Origin of the sequence: Deminuibacter soli, from assembly GCF_003412455.1 — a bacterium.
In the GTDB taxonomy this organism is placed as follows: Bacteria; Bacteroidota; Bacteroidia; order Chitinophagales; family Chitinophagaceae; genus Deminuibacter; species Deminuibacter soli.
Window position 1 is genome coordinate 93,447 of the sequence record NZ_QTJU01000012.1, and the last position, 16,678, is coordinate 110,124.

A 16,678-nucleotide genomic window follows, 5' to 3' on the forward strand; every position below is an offset into this window, starting at 1 on the left:
AAGTTGTTATGAAGGTGTTGATTGTCCGTTTATCATCCATTGGCGATATTGTATTAACAACGCCTGTTGTACGCTGCGTTAAACAGCAGGTGCAGGAGGCGGAGGTGCATTATTTAACCAAGAAAAGCTTTGCCACCCTGCTTAACAGCAACCCGTATGTAAGCAAGGTGCATGTGCTGGGCGATGACTGGGATGCGATGATTGCAGCATTGCAGGCTGAGCAGTTCGACTGCATTATAGACCTGCATCATAACCTGCGCACCCTTCGCATTAAACGGGCTTTAAAAAAAGTGCCTGCTTATTCGTTCAATAAACTCAATGTGCAGAAATGGCTACTCACTGCACTTAAAATAAACCGCATGCCGCCGGTGCACATCGTTGATCGCTACCTGGATGCTGCCAAAACACTGGGTGTGGTGAACGATGGGCGCGGGCTGGATTATTTTATTCCGGCCAAAGATGAGGTGCCTGTTACCGATTTACCCATGAGCCATCATGCCGGTTACGTAGCCGTGGTAATAGGTGCTGCACTCAATACCAAAAAATTGCCGCTGGCCAAACTGCAGCAGTTGTGCGCCTCGCTGCAACACCCTGTTGTGTTGCTGGGCGGCCCTGAAGACAGGGCAGCAGGTGAACTGATTGCCGCACAGGATACAGTTAAAATTTACAATGCCTGCGGCAAATTCAATCTCAATGAAAGCGCGCACCTGGTACGCAATGCCAGGCTGGTGGTAACACACGATACCGGCTTAATGCACGTGGCGGCTGCTTTTAAAAAACAAATCATTTCTGTGTGGGGCAATACGGTCCCTGCTTTTGGTATGACACCCTATTACGGCAATGCCGTAGTAAATGCCCCTGTGTTTGAAGTAAATGGCCTCTCGTGCCGTCCCTGCAGTAAAATAGGGTATAAAAAATGTCCCAAAGGTCATTTTAAATGCATGAACAACCAGGATATCCCGGCCATTGTGCAGGCGGTGGAGAAGGGGATTAAGAAGGTTCAATAGTTTGAAGGTTCCATAGTTCAAGCGTTCAATTGTTCAAGGGGCTAACCTGTTTCGGTTTAACGTTTCAAGTTTAATGTTTAACGTTGGACATGGCTTTTGTGTGGGTATCAGCGATGAGTGTTTGTTCAAAAAGTTTCATTGTTCAAAAGTTCAATTTAGGCACATAGCTTATACGTCGGCTGTGGGGACACAGCCTTGGGCAGGGATATTAAACAATGCAATCAATTGAACTATTGAACGCTGGAACCGGCGCTAAATAGAACTGTTTCCTGTTTCAAGATTTCCCGTTGAACGTTTAATGTTGGACATGGCTTTTGTGTGTGGGTATCGGCGATGAGTGTTTTGTTCAAAAGTTCATTGTTCAATAGTTCAATTTAGACAGATAGCTTATACGTCGGCTGTGGGGACACAGCCTTGGGCAGGGATATTAAACAATGCAATCAATTGAACTTTTGAACATTTGAACTCAGGAACCGGCGCTAAATAGAACTGTTCCCTGTTTCAAGATTTCCTGTTGAACGTTAATGTTTGACATGGCTTTTGTGTGGGTATCGGCGATGAGTGTTTTGTTCAAAAGTTTCATTGTTCAAAAGTTCAATTTAGGCAGATAGCTTATACGTCGGCTGTGGGGACACAGCCTTGGGCAGGGATATTAAACAATGCAATCAATTGAACAATTGAACTATTGAACGCTGGAACCGGCGCTAAATAGAACTGTTCCCTGTTTCAAGATATCCTGTTGAACGTTTAATGTTGGACATGGCTTTTGTGTGTGGGTATCAGCTATGAGTGTTTGTTCAAAAAGTTTCATTGTTCAAAAGTTCAATTTAGGCACATAGCTTATACGTCGGCTGTGGGACACAGCCTTGGGCAGGGGTATTAAACAATGCAATCAATTGAACAATTGAACTATTGAACGCTGGAACCGGCGCTAAACAGAACTGTTTCCTGTTTCAAGATTTCCCGTTGAACGTTTAATGTTGGACATGGCTTTTGTGTGTGGGTATCGGCGATGAGTGTTTTGTTCAAAAGTTTCATTGTTCAATTTAGACAGATAGCCTATACGTCGGCTGTGGGGACACAGCCTTGGGCAGGGGTATTAAACAATGCAATCAATTGAACAATTGAACTATTGAACGCTGGAACAATGGAACTTGAAACATTAAACTTGAAACTTGAAACACAAAACCGCTACGATAAAGTCTGCAGTACGGCGTTCATGCTGCGAACGGCTTCGGCGCTTTTGGCGAACTGGGCCTGTTCGGTCTCATTGAGCCGGTAATCGATGATTTTTTCCCAGCCGTTTTTGCCGATGGTTACAGGTACACCCAGGCAGAGGTCTTTTTCGCCATATTCACCATCGAGGTGAACACAGCAGGAGAACAGGCGCTGCTCGTTGCGGAGAATGCTTTTTACCAATGCAGCACCTGCTGCGCCGGGGGCATACCAGGCAGATGTGCCAATGAGTTTGGTTAAAGTAGCACCACCTACCATGGTATCGGACACTACCTGTTGCTGTTGATTGGCCGACAGGAACTGTGTAACAGGCACACTGTTCCAGGTGGCGTAGCGGATAAGCGGTATCATGGTGGTATCGCCGTGGCCGCCTATAACAAGTGCATTTAAATCGGCAGGAGAGCAGTTGAGTGCAGCGCTGAGATAGCATTTAAAACGGGCACTGTCGAGAATACCGCCCATGCCAATGATGCGGTTTTTTGGAAGGCCGGTGCTTTGCAGTGCCAGGTAAGTCATGGTGTCCATGGGGTTGCTGATCACTACAATAATGGCATCGGGGGAGTATTGGAGAATGTTTTGTGCTACGGTTTGCACAATACCGGCATTGGTGCCGATAAGTTCTTCACGCGTCATGCCCGGTTTGCGGGGTATGCCTGAAGTAATAACCACCACCTGTGAGCCGGCGGTTTTGCTGTAATCGTTGCTGCTGCCGGTAATCTTTGTGTCGAAACCGAGCAGTGTTGCGGTTTGGGTTATATCCAGCGCTTTGCCTTCGGCAAGCCCTTCCTTAATGTCGAGCAGTACAACTTCTTCGCATAAAGCAGCGCGGGCAATATTGTCGGCACAAGTGGCACCTACAGCGCCCGCTCCTACTACTGTTACTTTCATATAGCATCCTGTTTAATTGGGTATAATTAAATGACAAAATTCTATGGAATGATGTGACTAATACCGAGGGGGATCGCCTGCTGAAAGAAAAACGCCGGATACAACGTATTGTTTAAAGGGACAGCTCTTTCTTCAATGCGTCAATTTCCGCACCGCCTTCAAACGTTTTCTGTAAGTTACCTTTTTTGTCGTATACCGCTACAAATGGTGTGAATTTTATACGGAAAAAGGAAGGTATATAATATTGGGTATCACGTCCGGCTACCACATACGCCAGTTCTTTCAGTTTGTATTCTTTTACAAACTCACCAATCTGCTGCGGGTTGTGGTAACTTACAAATACAAAAGCACCGTTGGTTAATTCGCTTTTGTGTTCAATCATGCTTTTGGCTTCCTGCTGGCAGTGGCCGCAATCAGGATTGAAGTATACAATAACTACGTGCTTGTTTTTGGGTAAATCGGCGCTGTTGAACCAGGTACTGTCTGGCTGCAGCAATTTAAAATCGGGAATAGCGGGGTGGTGGCGGTAAGGGGCGGTTGTGTCGTAACTGATATCACGTTGGGCATGAACGGTGAAAAATCCGGCCAGTAACAAAATAACCAGGGCTGCTTTTTTCATGGAAGACTTCATTTTGGCTCAAATTTCAGGGAAAAATGTTGAATACGGTAAAATACCTGCCTGTTTATGCAGGTTTCAACCGTAATCCCTACATTTGCCACACTTTGCAAAAATCCGGCGCCGGGCCGGTTGTTAAAGGACATTAAACCATCAACAAAATTTTTTATGGCAACTACATCAGATATCAGCCGTGGCATGATTTTGAAACTGGACGGCAGTCTGTATTCAGTGGTAGAGTTTGGTGAGAACAAAACTGCCCGCGCGGCAGCCAAGGTATGGGCAAAATTAAAAGGCGTTGACAACAGCCGTACCATTGAAAAAACCTGGAACAGCGGTGAGAACATTTTTCCTGTGCGTGTAGAGAAGAAAACCTTCCAGTACCTGTATAAAGATGATTCGGGTTATAACCTCATGAATAATGAAACCTTTGAGCAGATTGCTTTAGGCGAAGAAATGATTGACGCGCCCCAGTTTCTGAAAGAAGGTTCTGAAGTGTATGTTTTCATCAACAATGAAACAGAACAACCTATCGGTGCCGAGCTGCCCGAGAAAATTGTAGTGCTGGTTACCTATTGCGAACCGGGTTTAAAAGGTGATACTGCCACCCGTGCATTAAAACCTGCTACCATTGAAACAGGTGCCACTGTAAACGTTCCCCTGTTTGTAAATGAGAACGAACTGATCCGCGTAAACACCAAAACCGGTGAGTACGTAGAAAGAGTAAAAGAAAAAGAATAAACCTTCTGGTGATATACTTGTTTGGGGTGGTGCAAACCATCCCTTTTTTCATCCCGTGCCCTATGGCAAAAAATTGAAAAAAAAGGTGGAATTTTGTCTATTTTACCTATTTTGCCACCCGTTTTCAGCTAAAAACGCCGAGAAACTTACTAAAACCCCAAAAATTGACGTCGTATGGACTTTAAACAAATTCAGGAGCTGATTAAGATTATCAATAAGAGCAACATCGGGGAATTGAGCATTGAGGAGAAAGAATTTAAGATCACTATCAAACAGAAAGAAGACCAGCAGATACAGACCGTAGTTGCTGCCCCCTCAGCTCCCATATACGCACAGGCTCCCGTACAGCAGCTGGCCGCAGCGCCTGCAGCCGGTTCACTGCCTGCCGCACAGCAACCTGCTGCTGCACCGCAGAAAGACAACCTGATTACCATTAAAAGCCCGATGATTGGTACATTCTACCGTCGTCCCTCGCCCGATAAACCCATTTTCGCAGAAATCGGCGACGAAATTGCACCCGGTAAAGTGGTGTGCATTATTGAAGCCATGAAATTGTTTAATGAAATTGAAAGTGAAGTAAGCGGCAAAATCGTAAAAATACTGGTAGAAGACGCCAGCCCGGTAGAATACGATCAGCCATTATTCCTGGTAGAACCTTAACTGGTTGATGGTTGCAGGCTGCATTGTTGAATGGTTGCATTAACCATATAACCATCTGTCCATCGAACCATTACACCGCATTTTCAAATTTTCAAATTAGTTTGATGTTTAAAAAAGTATTGATAGCCAATCGTGGCGAAATTGCCCTGCGCGTTATTCGCACCTGCAGGGAAATGGGTATTAAAACGGTGGCTGTTTATTCTACAGCAGATAAAGACAGCCTGCATGTAAAATTTGCGGATGAAGCTGTTTGTATCGGCAAGCCCCAGAGCAGCGATTCTTATCTCAACATTCCCCATATTATGGCTGCTGCAGAAATTACCAATGCAGACGCTATTCACCCGGGTTACGGCTTCCTGGCCGAGAATGCCCGTTTTGCACAGATTTGCGGTGATCATGGTATTAAATTCATAGGCCCCACGCCGGATATGATTAATGCCATGGGCGATAAAATCACTGCCAAGGAAACCATGATTAAAGCAGGCGTTCCCGTTATCCCGGGCAGCGACGGCCTGCTGCAAAGCCTGGAACAGGCCATTGACCTGGCTAAAAACCAGGTGGGTTACCCTGTTATCCTGAAAGCCACAGCCGGTGGTGGTGGTAAAGGTATGCGCGTGGTATGGGAAGAAAGTGAGATGGAACGCGCTTACAACACAGCAAAAGCAGAAGCAGCCGCTTCTTTTAAAAACGACGGCATTTACATGGAGAAATTCGTGGAAGAGCCGCGCCATATTGAAATACAGGTAGCAGGCGACCGTTATGGTACTGTTTGTCACCTCAGCGAACGCGATTGCTCTATCCAGCGCCGTCACCAGAAACTGGTAGAAGAATCACCTTCTCCTTTCATGACGCCAGAACTGCGCCAGAAAATGGGTGAAGCAGCTATTAAAGCTGCATCGGCCATTAACTATGAAAGTGTAGGTACCATCGAGTTCCTGGTAGATAAGCACCGCAACTTCTACTTCATGGAAATGAACACACGTATCCAGGTAGAACATTGCGTAACAGAAGAAGTGATCAACTTCGACCTGATTAAAGAACAGCTGAAGATTGCGATGGGTGAAAAAATCTCCGGCCGCAACTACGAGCCACAGATGTATGCCATCGAATGCCGTATCAATGCCGAAGACCCGTACAATGATTTCCGTCCTTCACCGGGCCGCATCAACACGCTGCATACACCCGGCGGGCACGGTGTGCGTGTAGACAGCCATGTATACGCAGGTTATGTTATTCCGCCCTATTACGATTCCATGATCGGCAAGCTCATTACCGTGGCACGTACACGCGACGAAGCCATCGATACCATGTACCGTGCCCTCAGCGAATACGTGATTGAAGGTGTTAAAACCACCATCCCCTTCCACCTGCAGTTGATGCAGAACGAAGATTTCAGGAGCGGTAACTTCAATACCAAGTTCCTCGAAAGCTTTAAAATGAAGTAAACACGTACAACGATAATCTTAAGATAAAGGTCCTGGCTTTGCCGGGACCTTTTTGTTTATATATATTGCCCGAAGCTTTAGCCCATATGCCGGAATAAACAGGCAGTGGCGTATGGATTTATGTACATTGCAAGAGCCCATTAAACCGTTGAGTATGCAAAATGATATTATTCTTCAAATAGGTAACCGCATTAAGGAAAAGCGAAAAGAGAACAGTATTACCCTGCAGGAGCTGGCAGAATCGGTAGGCGTAACCAAGGGCCTTATTTCACAGATCGAAAACAACCGCACCGTTCCGTCATTAACAGTACTGCTGAGCATTATAAAGGCCCTGCAGGTTGATTTGAACGAGTTTTTCGACAATATCTCCATGAAAGAGGCCGATGAGCCACTGCTGATAAAAGCCAGCCAGTACGAGACGGTAGAGCGCGAATACAAGCAGGGTTCCTATTACAGGCGTATTACTTCTTTCAAACAAAACGGCAAACTGGTAGATGTGGTGCTGTACCGCCAGGAAAAAGATGCGCCGCGCGGTTTTGTTTCTACCAATGCCTACGAATTTGATTATATGATTAAAGGGGCCATGCAGTATACCATCGACGATAAAATATATGTGCTGGAAGAAGGGGACTCTTTTTATTATGATGCCAGGAAACCGCATTTAACCACCTGTTTAAGCAGTGACGATTGCACGATGCTGGTATTTTACTTTTTTGACGATCCTTCCTAAATGTTAAATAAAATACTTTAAAGTTTAGTGATTCTAAAATTAAGCAATTGTTAAGCGCTAAAAGTTTACAATTACTTTACTATTTGTTAACGCCCATTCTTCGTCCTTCGGGATAGAGCCGGGTAGATTTGTGTTGTCACCCAACTAATTGACAACACTTATGAATCTGCAACTATCCCAAAGGTTCAGGGCGCCGTTACTTACCGTAATTGCCCTTTTCATGTTCAGTGTGGTGTTTGCGCAATCTTTCCAGTTAAAAGGGAAGATTACAGACGCTACTTCCAAAAATCCCGTAGCCGGTGCTACCATTGCAAGCCGTGTATCGGGCAAATCCGTAGCCACCGGTAATGATGGTGCTTTCAGCATTCCATCTGCCAAAGGTGACGCCTTAACCATCTCTTATGTAGGTTATGATGTGAAGCTGGTGGATGTAACCGGCGACGCGTTTCTCGACCTCGAAATCAACGCTTCTTCCAAGCAGCTGAGCGAAGTGGTGGTAACCGCTTTCGGTATCAAGAAAGAAACCAGGAAGCTGGGTTATGCCGTTCAGGAAATCAAGGGTGAAGACCTGGTAAAAGCCAGGGATCAAAACCCGGTTACAGGCTTAACCGGTAAAATCGCCGGTTTATCTGTAGGCCCTTCTGCCGAACTGCTGCGCAAACCTACCGTTATCCTGCGCGGTAACGAAATAAGCCTGTATGTGGTAGATGGTGTGCCAATTAGCTCAGACACCTGGAATATCAGTCCGGATGATGTGGAAACCTACACCGTACTGAAAGGGCCAACTGCTGCTGCCCTGTATGGCGCCCGTGCACAATATGGTGCCATTTTGATCACGACCAAAAAAGGATTGAAGAAAAAAGGCTTTACTGTTGAGCTGAACTCTACCAACTCATTTGATAAAGGTTTTATCGCTTTCCCACGTACGCAGGATGAATACGGTCCAGGCGAAAACGAACTGTATGCATTCGGTGACGGTAAGGGCGGTGGCCTGAATGACAATGATTATGACGTATGGGGTCCCAAATTCAACGGCCAGCTTATTCCCCAGTATGATGGCAAATACGATCCCAACACCACTTTCACCACTACTTTCCCGGGTGGTAAGGTATGGACAGGTCATATTCAGCCAACACCGTTTATTGCACGCGGTAAAGACAACCTGAAGCACTTTTTGCGTACAGGTTTCCAAACCACCGACAATATTTCGCTGAGCACTTCGGGTGACAACTACAACCTGCGTTTTTCTCTATCGCATTCTTACCAGCAGAGCATTATTCCCAACGAGCAGCTGAACATTACCAACTTTAACATGTACGGCTCTTACAATCCCAGTTCACGTTTAAAAGTGGAAGGTAGCCTGAACTACAACAGGCAGTATACCCCCAACTTCCCGGATGTGGATTATGGTCCCAACAGCTTAATCTACAACATGGCTGTATGGACAGGTGCTGACTGGGATGTGAATGCGCCTGATATCAAAGGCATCTGGCAGCCTGGTAAAGTAGGTACACAGTCTGTTTTTGCCGAATACCAGCGTTACCACAACCCATGGTTCATGGTGAAAGAGTGGACACGCGGCCACTACAAAAACGATATTTTCGGTTATGTAGCTGCTACGTATAAAATTGACAACCACCTGAACCTGCTGGCCCGTACGCAGATCACTACGTACGACCTGCTGCGCAATGAAAAAATGCCTTATTCCGCCCACCCTTATGGCCGTGAGCAGAACCAGGGTGATTACCGCGAAGACCGCCGCAGCCTGTTTGAAAACAATACAGACCTGCAGCTGAACTTCAACTACCGCGTGGGTGACTTCCTGGGCCTGAGCGGTTTGGTAGGAGGTACCGGCCGGTTCTTTAACTACAACTCCAGCTTTACCTCTACCGATTATTTAAGCGTGCCTGGTGTATACAGCTTCAGCAATTCGCTGAACCCTGTGCAGGCCAGCAGCTTTGCCAGCGATATGCGTGTGTACAGCGGTTATGCATCACTGGACGCCGCACTGGGTAAATATGCAAACATTGGTTTTACCAGCCGCTGGGATAAATCATCTGCAGCGCCTATCGGTTACCAGTCGTTCTTTTACCCAAGCGTATCCGTATCTACCGTTATCTCTGATTATGTAAAACTGCCTGAAGCTATTTCATTGCTGAAGCTGCGTGCATCTTATGCGAACGTACGTGCCGATGCTACCAGTGCAGAAGTAGGTACAGCACCGTTCTCAACAATTTCAGCGCTGGGCGGTTCACCATCAGGCCACAGCATTACCGATTACCCGCTGGGTTATGGCAACAACTATTTATCACCCTATGGCGGACCTAACTATGCATTAATTGCCGCTTACTCGGTGAACAAAAATTACAACAACCAGCCTTCAGCGAGCTATACCAACAATATTTACAACGCCAATATCAAAACCGCAACGCGCGTAAACTATGAAGAAGGTTTTGATATCCGCTTCCTGAAAAACAGGCTGGGCTTAAGCGCTACTGCATTCCAGTACGTAGATGGCCCGCAAATTCTGCAGAACACCATTTCTTCTTCAACCGGCTACGGGTACTACTATCTGAACGCGCTGAAAACAAAGAAAACAGGTTATGAAGTATCACTGCAGGGCACACCGGTAAAAACGAGGACAGGCTTTAACTGGGATGTGCTGGTAAACTGGTCAACCTTCCGTGAAAAATATGACGAGCTGCCTCCGGGACAGCAGTTGTATAACACCTTCTATAAAAAAGGCGACCGTGTAGATAAATTCTACGGTACTGCATTTGTAAGAACACAGGATGGCAAAATTATCAACGATAACGCAGGCAAACCTTTAACAGATTCACGTGCTGCACAGTTCCTGGGTTATTTGAATGCCGATTATGCATGGAGCATTTACAACAAACTGAGCTACCGCGGCCTGTCGATGGGCTTCCAGTTTGACGGAAGCGTAGGTGGTAAAATGGTTGATTACATGCGCAACAAAACCATGCGCGGTGGCCGTAACATAGAAACTGCAGAAGGTGCACTGGGTGCCGCCCGTTCAGCCGATAACGACCATGCAGGTGATGCCAACTACAAAGGTGTATATGTAGGTGAAGGTGTGGTATTAACCAGCGGCCAGATTAACTACAACTCTACTACCGGTGCTATTGACAATTACAAAGACCTCACGTTTGCGCCCAACAAGAATGTGGCAACCGTACAGGACTATGTAAGTAAATACTACGGCATCGACGAATCGAACCTCATGAGTAAAAGCTACGCCAAACTGCGCGAAGTAACCATTGGTTACGATCTGCCTGCAAAATGGCTGAACAGAACATTTATGAGCAAGGTAACCGTATCGCTGGTAGGCCGCAACCTGATTTACTTCTATGGCGACAAACGCTTTAAAGATGTGGATCTTGACCAGTACAACGGTCCTACCTCGCTGTCAGTACTGCAATCGCCCACTACCCGCAGGTATGGTATTAACCTGAATGTTGTATTCTAAACACCATTAACAAGCATAGTATGAAAAAATTAATATACCGGTTATTGCTGTTGCCTGTAATGGGTACGGTGGTACTAACCACGAGCTGTAAAAAAAGCTTCGACAGTCTTAACTCAAACCCCAACGTGCCTACCACCGTGCAGCCTTCACTGCTGCTCAACGGCGTGTTGTTTAACATGTACGATGCGCCCTATACCATGAAGGAAAGATGGGGCCAGTACTATTGCTGTAACTACGATTATTATGGCAATAACAAATACGATTTCGGCGGTATGGATGATTATTACAACACGCTGAAGAACGTACAGAAAATGGAAGCGCAGGCCATTGCCTATGGCGGTGAAGCGGTAAACCCGTACGAGGCGCTGGGTAAATTTTTCAGGGCTTATTTCTTTACCAAAATGAGCCTGGAAGTGGGTGATTTGCCCATGAACGATGCATTGAAGGGGGAAGCTACGCTTACACCGAAATACAATACGCAGAAAGAGATCTTTATCCAGGCGTTTAAATGGCTCGATTCGGCCAATACCGACCTGGGCCAGCTGGCGAGCAAGGCAAGCAGCAACACAGCCGAAGGCCAGACACTGAAAGGCGATTTTTATTTCGGCAGCACTTCCAACCCGCTGGCACAGTGGCAGAAAGTGGTGAATGCCTACAGGCTGCGCCTGCTCATTAACCTGAGCATCAGGGTAGCAGATGCTGACCTGAACATCAAACAGCAGTTTGCGGATATCATCAACAACCCCGGCAAATACCCCTTGCTGCAGGATGCCAATGATAACCTCCAGTTTCTCTATATCGCGCCTACCAACCTGTATCCCAACAACAAGAATAACTTTGGTAACGATGCCCTGCGTTACAATACTTCGGGTACTTACATCGGGCTACTTACTTCTTTAAAAGATCCGCGTGTGTTTGTAACAGCCGAGCCTGCAACAGCCAAACTGGACAAAGGCATTGCAGCCACCAGCTTTGACGCATTTGTTGGTGCTGACCCCGGCGAAGACCTGGGTGACATGTACAAGGAAACCAATGCAGGCGTGTACTCACTGCTGAACAGGAAACGTTATTATGATGGTTATACAGGCGAGCCCAGCATACAGGTAGGTTATGCAGAACAGTGTTTCAATATTGCAGAAGCCATTAACCGCGGCTGGATAAGCGGCAATGCAGAAAGCTACTACAAAACCGGTATGCTTACCTCACTGGCTTTTTACGGTATTCCGCAAACAGGTTCATTAACTGTGTACTTCCTGAAAAGAGGTGCCAGCTTGGGTACGTATGACAGCTATACTGTAAACACTGATTTTGCAGCATACTATGGCCAGCCTACGGTTGCTTATGCCGGCAATAACCCCGATGGTTTGAAAGAAATATTGCTGCAGAAATACCTGGCATTGTTCCGTCATTCGGGTTTGGAAGCCTACTACCAGAACCGCAGAACACAAATACCGGTGTTTACCACTGGTCCGGGTACAGGTAACAGTGAGCGTATTCCCAAGCGTTTCCAGTACCCCTCTGCAGAACGTTCGGCCAATACCACCAACTATACCGATGCGCTTAAAAACCAGTACAGCGGCAACGATGATATCAACGGTACCATGTGGCTGTTGAAAAGCAACTAAACCAAGGTTTTTCATAAAGTGTAAAGCGAAGCCCTGCGGGGCTTTGCTTACTTCTTTTTATAACAGTGTATACCATGAAAAAAATCGCACTCTCACTTGCAGTAATGCTTAGCCTCACTGGTCTGCATGCGCAGCATAAACAGGCGCAGAACCTGGTAATTGTAACCCTCGACGGCATGCGTTGGGAAGAGGTATTCGGCGGCGCAGACAGCGCACTGATTCATGCCTTTACAGAAGACCCCAAAGAAGAAGAAAAGAAGTGGTGGGTAAACGACGCCAATGCGCGCCGCAGCACCTTGTTCCCGTTTTTGTGGAGCGAAGTGGTTGCCAAAGGCCAGTTGTTCGGCAACCGCAACAAAGGCAGTTATGTGAATGTAACCAACCCATACCGTTTCTCTTATCCCGGCTACAACGAAATCTTTACCGGCTATCCTGATACAGCTGTAAACTCGAACGATAAGGTGCTGAACAAAAACACCAATGTACTGGAGTTTATCAACAAACAGAAAGGCTTTGAAGGCAAGGTGGCTGCGTTTACTACCTGGGATGTGTTTCCCTATATTCTCAACGCACAGCGCAGCGGTATTTATGTGAACACTGATACTGATACGCTGGCCGGCAATGCAGCCGTATTAAAGCTCACGAACGATTTTCAACGCCTGGCACCGCGCCCCATCGGTGTGCGCCCGGATGTAATTACCTACCTCGCTGCACGTGAATATTTAAAAGCCAATAAGCCACGTGTGCTGTACATTGCCTTTGATGAAACAGATGATTTTGCGCATGGCGGTTTGTACGATCAGTACCTGAAAGCAGCACACGCCGAAGATGCCATGATTGCCGATATATGGCACCTGCTGCAGTCAACACCCGGTTATGCCAACAATACGGTGCTACTGGTAACCTGCGATCATGGCCGTGGCGATAAGATTAAAAAACAATGGCGTGATCATGGTGCCAAAGTGGAAGATGCCGACCAGATATGGATGGCAGCCATGGGCCCCGGTATAAAACCATTGGGAGAAGATACGCATACGCAATTGTATCAACGCCAGCTGGCGCCTACCATGGCTGCATTGCTGGGCTTTGATTTTGTGCCTGCACATCCTGTGGTTAAACCTGTGAGCAATTTACTTGAACAATAATAACTAAGACTGGCATGATTCACTCAGACAAAAATCAACAGATAGCTGCCGGCATTATGCAGCTGTTTAAACAGCATGGCGCAGCAGATTACGACGGCGAACCGGTAACCCAGTCATCGCACATGATACAGTGTGCCATGCAGGCACTGGCCGAGGGTGGTGATATGGAACTGGTGCTGGGCGCCTTTTTACACGATATCGGTCATTTACTGAAACACGAACAGCCTACAGAAGCCATGGGCGATTATGGCGTGGTAAACCATGAAGGCATTGGGGCAGCGTATTTAAAACAGCATGGTTTTTCTGACCGCATTTGTGCGATGGTTGATATGCATGTGCAGGCCAAGCGTTACCTGGTGGCTACAGACCCCGGCTACCGCGCAAAATTATCGCCTGCCAGCCTGCAAACACTGGAATGGCAGGGTGGCCCCATGAGCGATACGGAAGCGGCTGCCTTCAGTCGCCACCCCTTTTTTGAAGACATCATTAAGGTGCGCCGCTGGGATGAGCTGGCCAAAAGTACCGACACGGTGCTGCTGCCCTTGTCGCATTTTGAGAAAATGATGGTGGATTATTTAAACGACAACTAACTGCACGCTATGATCATCTCCCGTAAACTGCAACAACAATTAACCACCGCACCGGCATGGCTGGTCTCTACCTTTGCCGCTGTGTGTTCTTTCGGCGTGTACTGTTGTATGTATGCATTCAGAAAACCGTTTACTGCGGCAGGTTACAACACCGAGCAGTTTTTGCACATTGACTATAAAATATGGCTGGTTACTGCACAGGTAATTGGTTATATGCTCAGCAAGTTTTATGGCATCCGCTTTATCAGCAGTATGAAGGGCGATAAAAGAGCACCGAGTATTATACTGCTGATTACCTGGTCGTGGCTGGCATTGCTGCTGTTTGCCATTACACCTGCACCGTATAACATCGTGTTCCTGCTGCTCAACGGTTTTCCGCTGGGCATGGTATGGGGGCTGGTGTTCAGCTTTCTCGAAGGCCGCAGGGCAACGGAGTACATGGGCGCAGTTCTGTCTGTGAGTTTTATTTTTTCATCGGGTATTGTAAAAACGGTAGGCAAGTATATCCTGCTTAACTGGCATGTATCTGAATGGTGGATGCCTTTTTATACAGGCGCTTTGTTTTTTGTACCCATGCTGCTGTTTACCTGGCTGCTTAACCATATGCCTGCACCTACTGCTGCAGATGTAAGTGCCCGCAGCGAGCGCAAGCCCATGACAAAAACCGAACGTTCTGCGTTTTTGCAAACCTACCTGCCAGGCCTTACGGTAATTATCACTACCTATGTACTGCTTACTGTACTGCGCGATTTCAGGGATAATTTTGCCAACGAGTTGTGGAACGAGCTGGGCTATGGCAACCAGCCTTCTATATTCGCAGCTACGGAAGTGCCTATTTCTATCGTGGTGCTGTTGTGCATGAGCTTTTTGATTATGGTGAAAAGCAATATCAAAGCCTTTATCATTAATCATTACATTATTATGGGTGGTTATGTGCTGGCATTGGTAAGCACCCTGCTGTTTTCGCACCAACAGGTTAATGGCGCAGTATGGATTATGCTGGTAGGGGCGGGATTGTACCTGAGTTATGTGCCGTTTAACTGCCTGTATTTTGAGCGCATGATTGCGAGTTACCGTATTAAGGGCAATGTAGGTTTTGTTATGTATGTGGCCGATTCGTTCGGTTACCTGGGCAGTGTGGCGGTGCTGTTTATTAAACAGTTTACCGGTCTGCATGTGTCATGGACAACCTTTTTCACCAATGCGGTAATTGTTATCAGTATATTGGGCGTTGCAGGTACCATTGCTGCAATGCTCTACTTCAGAAAAAAATATCATTCTTCACAAATTCAAATGGGAACTTCTTATGCATGAGCAAACAGCTATTGTAATTGGCGCTGGTATTGTAGGGCTTGCTATGGCCCGCAGTCTTGGACAGCGTGGTGTTAAGGTTACTGTTATTGAACGAAACGAGCGTGCGGTGGGTGCATCTATCCGCAATTTTGGTATGGTATGGCCTGTGGGGCAGCCCAACGGTAAAATGTATAACCGCGCAGTAAAAACCAAACAGATATGGCAACAGGTGTGCAGCGAGGCCGGCCTGTGGCGCGATGAGGTGGGCAGCCTGCACCTGGCTTATACCGATCTTGAACTGCAGGTGATGGAAGAGTTTGTAACCGCCAACAAGGGCCTTCGCCCGGTGGGTATGCTTACTGCGGCAGAAGCTGCTGCCAAATCCCCGGCTGTAAATACCAGCGGTTTAAAAGGCGCTTTGTGGAGCGGCGATGAAATGATCATTGAATCGCGCGTGGCCATTGAAAAACTGCCTGCTTATCTTACTTCGAAATATCACACTCAATTTATATTCAACGCAGCTGCTACAGCCATTGAGGGCAATACGGTACTGGCAGGCGGGAAAAAATATACGGCAGACAACATTTACATATGCAGCGGCGCAGACTTTGAAACCCTGTATCCTGAAGTGTTTGCCGCGAATTATTTTACCAAGTGCAAGCTGCAGATGATGCGCCTGGTTGCGCAGCCAGACAGCTGGCGTATTGGTCCGTCATTATGCGGTGGTTTATCCATGATTCATTACAAAGCTTTTGAAGTAGCGCCTGCTTTAGCTGAGTTGCGCAAACAGTATGAAGCCACAATGCCCGATTATTTGAAATGGGGCATTCACGTAATGGTATCGCAAAACGGGGAAGGCGAATTAACGATTGGCGACACACACGAATACGGGCTGGTACACGACCCGTTTGATAAGCAATGGATGAACCAGCTGGTGCTGGATTACCTGAAAACATTTGCGCAGTTTAAAAACTGGGATCTTATTCAGAGCTGGAATGGTATTTATCCCAAACGCACGAATGGGGAAACCGATTTTATAGAAACCGTGGCGCCTGGGGTTACCATTGTAAATGGCCTTGGTGGTGCAGGGATGACGCTCTCGTTTGGGTTGGCGGAAGAGGTGTTGGATTGTGAGTGAGGAGATCGCTGGTGAATAGTGAATAGGCAATAGCGGTGCAAGTTTGCCTGTTTGGTGCATTTGATAGGTTCGCC

The 16,678-nt window shown here is 46.9% G+C and carries 13 protein-coding genes; 11 read left to right on the top strand and 2 right to left on the bottom strand.

All coding sequences use genetic code 11. The features are described 5' to 3' along the window. The first annotated feature begins 8 nt into the window (after positions 1 to 8). A complete protein-coding gene (locus tag DXN05_RS22090) occupies positions 9 to 1,007 on the top strand; it encodes a glycosyltransferase family 9 protein (protein WP_116849469.1) in 999 nt (332 codons plus the stop codon). A gap of 1,191 nt (positions 1,008 to 2,198) precedes the next feature. On the opposite strand, the gene mdh is transcribed toward DXN05_RS22090, so the two are convergent. Continuing rightward, positions 2,199 to 3,131: a malate dehydrogenase gene (mdh, locus tag DXN05_RS22095; RefSeq protein ID WP_116849470.1), complete on the bottom strand. Its 933-nt coding sequence runs from the start codon at positions 3,129 to 3,131 to the stop codon at positions 2,199 to 2,201. A 112-nt stretch (positions 3,132 to 3,243) separates the two neighbouring features. Continuing rightward, positions 3,244 to 3,750 carry a TlpA family protein disulfide reductase gene (locus DXN05_RS22100; protein ID WP_158559402.1) on the bottom strand — a complete coding sequence of 169 codons (507 nt, stop codon included), beginning with the start codon at positions 3,748 to 3,750 and terminating at the stop codon, positions 3,244 to 3,246. Between the two features lie 165 nt (positions 3,751 to 3,915). Between DXN05_RS22100 and efp the strand changes: the two genes are divergently transcribed. The 10 genes from efp (at position 3,916) to DXN05_RS22155 (ending at position 16,604) form a co-directional block, all read left to right on the top strand. Then, positions 3,916 to 4,488 (top strand): elongation factor P, encoded by a 573-nt coding sequence (gene efp, locus DXN05_RS22110; protein ID WP_116849473.1) that lies wholly within the window; start codon positions 3,916 to 3,918, stop codon positions 4,486 to 4,488. Between the two features lie 174 nt (positions 4,489 to 4,662). Further along, positions 4,663 to 5,148 (top strand): acetyl-CoA carboxylase biotin carboxyl carrier protein, encoded by a 486-nt coding sequence (gene accB, locus DXN05_RS22115; RefSeq protein WP_116849474.1) that lies wholly within the window; start codon positions 4,663 to 4,665, stop codon positions 5,146 to 5,148. Between the two features lie 104 nt (positions 5,149 to 5,252). Then, positions 5,253 to 6,593: an acetyl-CoA carboxylase biotin carboxylase subunit gene (accC, locus tag DXN05_RS22120; protein ID WP_116849475.1), complete on the top strand. Its 1,341-nt coding sequence runs from the start codon at positions 5,253 to 5,255 to the stop codon at positions 6,591 to 6,593. 154 nt (positions 6,594 to 6,747) lie between these two features. After that, complete coding sequence (locus tag DXN05_RS22125) at positions 6,748 to 7,323, top strand: helix-turn-helix domain-containing protein (RefSeq protein WP_158559403.1); 576 nt, start codon at positions 6,748 to 6,750, stop codon at positions 7,321 to 7,323. A gap of 160 nt (positions 7,324 to 7,483) precedes the next feature. Continuing rightward, on the top strand, positions 7,484 to 10,813 hold the full coding sequence (locus DXN05_RS22130) for a SusC/RagA family TonB-linked outer membrane protein (RefSeq protein WP_245975276.1): 3,330 nt from the start codon (positions 7,484 to 7,486) through the stop codon (positions 10,811 to 10,813). A gap of 20 nt (positions 10,814 to 10,833) precedes the next feature. Next, the gene (locus DXN05_RS22135) at positions 10,834 to 12,438 is read left to right on the top strand and encodes a SusD/RagB family nutrient-binding outer membrane lipoprotein (RefSeq protein ID WP_116849478.1); all 1,605 of its coding nucleotides are present in this window, start codon (positions 10,834 to 10,836) and stop codon (positions 12,436 to 12,438) included. Positions 12,439 to 12,512: 74 nt separating this feature from the next. After that, positions 12,513 to 13,583, top strand: a complete 1,071-nt coding sequence (locus tag DXN05_RS22140) for an alkaline phosphatase family protein (RefSeq protein ID WP_116849479.1) — start codon at positions 12,513 to 12,515, stop codon at positions 13,581 to 13,583. Positions 13,584 to 13,597: 14 nt separating this feature from the next. Then, positions 13,598 to 14,173, top strand: a complete 576-nt coding sequence (locus DXN05_RS22145; protein ID WP_116849480.1) for a phosphonate degradation HD-domain oxygenase — start codon at positions 13,598 to 13,600, stop codon at positions 14,171 to 14,173. Between the two features lie 9 nt (positions 14,174 to 14,182). Next, entirely contained in the window at positions 14,183 to 15,487 is a 1,305-nt protein-coding gene (locus DXN05_RS22150; RefSeq protein ID WP_116849481.1) for a DUF5690 family protein, read from the top strand. Beyond that, positions 15,480 to 16,604 (top strand): TIGR03364 family FAD-dependent oxidoreductase, encoded by a 1,125-nt coding sequence (locus DXN05_RS22155; RefSeq protein WP_116849482.1) that lies wholly within the window; start codon positions 15,480 to 15,482, stop codon positions 16,602 to 16,604. The genes DXN05_RS22150 and DXN05_RS22155 overlap by 8 nt, the downstream gene beginning before the upstream one ends. Positions 16,605 to 16,678 lie beyond the last annotated feature (74 nt).